The organism is Yersinia thracica, assembly GCF_902170565.1.
Classification (GTDB): Bacteria; Pseudomonadota; Gammaproteobacteria; order Enterobacterales; family Enterobacteriaceae; genus Yersinia; species Yersinia thracica.
In genome coordinates this window covers 1-1,786 of record NZ_CABHXX010000103.1, presented here as the reverse complement: position 1 = coordinate 1,786, position 1,786 = coordinate 1, and the positions used below count along the sequence as shown (strand labels likewise).

Sequence of the window (1,786 nt, the reverse complement as noted above, 5' to 3'; positions counted from 1 at the left end):
CTATCAGACAATCTGTGTGGACACTGCGCAATGCGTATCTGAGGTAAGGAGGTGATCCAACCGCAGGTTCCCCTACGGTTACCTTGTTACGACTTCACCCCAGTCATGAATCACAAAGTGGTAAGCGCCCTCCCGAAGGTTAAGCTACCTACTTCTTTTGCAACCCACTCCCATGGTGTGACGGGCGGTGTGTACAAGGCCCGGGAACGTATTCACCGTAGCATTCTGATCTACGATTACTAGCGATTCCGACTTCATGGAGTCGAGTTGCAGACTCCAATCCGGACTACGACAGACTTTATGTGGTCCGCTTGCTCTCGCGAGTTCGCTTCACTTTGTATCTGCCATTGTAGCACGTGTGTAGCCCTACTCGTAAGGGCCATGATGACTTGACGTCATCCCCACCTTCCTCCGGTTTGTCACCGGCAGTCTCCCTTGAGTTCCCACCATTACGTGCTGGCAACAAAGGATAAGGGTTGCGCTCGTTGCGGGACTTAACCCAACATTTCACAACACGAGCTGACGACAGCCATGCAGCACCTGTCTCACAGTTCCCGAAGGCACCTAAGCATCTCTGCTAAGTTCTGTGGATGTCAAGAGTAGGTAAGGTTCTTCGCGTTGCATCGAATTAAACCACATGCTCCACCGCTTGTGCGGGCCCCCGTCAATTCATTTGAGTTTTAACCTTGCGGCCGTACTCCCCAGGCGGTCGACTTAACGCGTTAGCTCCGGAAGCCACGCCTCAAGGGCACAACCTCCAAGTCGACATCGTTTACAGCGTGGACTACCAGGGTATCTAATCCTGTTTGCTCCCCACGCTTTCGCACCTGAGCGTCAGTCTTTGTCCAGGGGGCCGCCTTCGCCACCGGTATTCCTCCAGATCTCTACGCATTTCACCGCTACACCTGGAATTCTACCCCCCTCTACAAGACTCTAGCTTGCCAGTTTCAAATGCAGTTCCCACGTTAAGCGCGGGGATTTCACATCTGACTTAACAAACCGCCTGCGTGCGCTTTACGCCCAGTAATTCCGATTAACGCTTGCACCCTCCGTATTACCGCGGCTGCTGGCACGGAGTTAGCCGGTGCTTCTTCTGCGAGTAACGTCAATCCAACAGCGTATTAAGCTATTGGCCTTCCTCCTCGCTGAAAGTGCTTTACAACCCGAAGGCCTTCTTCACACACGCGGCATGGCTGCATCAGGCTTGCGCCCATTGTGCAATATTCCCCACTGCTGCCTCCCGTAGGAGTCTGGACCGTGTCTCAGTTCCAGTGTGGCTGGTCATCCTCTCAGACCAGCTAGGGATCGTCGCCTAGGTGAGCCATTACCCCACCTACTAGCTAATCCCATCTGGGCACATCCGATGGCGTGAGGCCCTAAGGTCCCCCACTTTGCTCTTGCGAGGTCATGCGGTATTAGCTACCGTTTCCAGTAGTTATCCCCCTCCATCAGGCAGTTTCCCAGACATTACTCACCCGTCCGCCGCTCGCCGGCAAAGTAGTAAACTACTTCCCGCTGCCGCTCGACTTGCATGTGTTAGGCCTGCCGCCAGCGTTCAATCTGAGCCATGATCAAACTCTTCAATTTAAGATTTGTTTGATTTGCTGCTAATAAAAGCAGCGATGCTCAAAGATTACTTTCTGCAAATATGCATTCGAACCGAAGTTCAAATGTGTACTGCTTTGGTCACTCTTCAAGACTTTGATATTGCTTCTGCCTGCCGAAACAGGCTTCGATATCGTCTTGCGAGTGCCCACACAGATTGTCTGATAAATTGTTAAAGAGC

General features: G+C 52.4%; 1 rRNA gene. It reads right to left on the bottom strand.

Annotated features, from left to right (window positions below):
- Positions 1–44: 44 nt before the first annotated feature.
- Positions 45–1,587 (bottom strand): 16S ribosomal RNA (locus FTA91_RS15405).
- Positions 1,588–1,786: the final 199 nt, after the last annotated feature.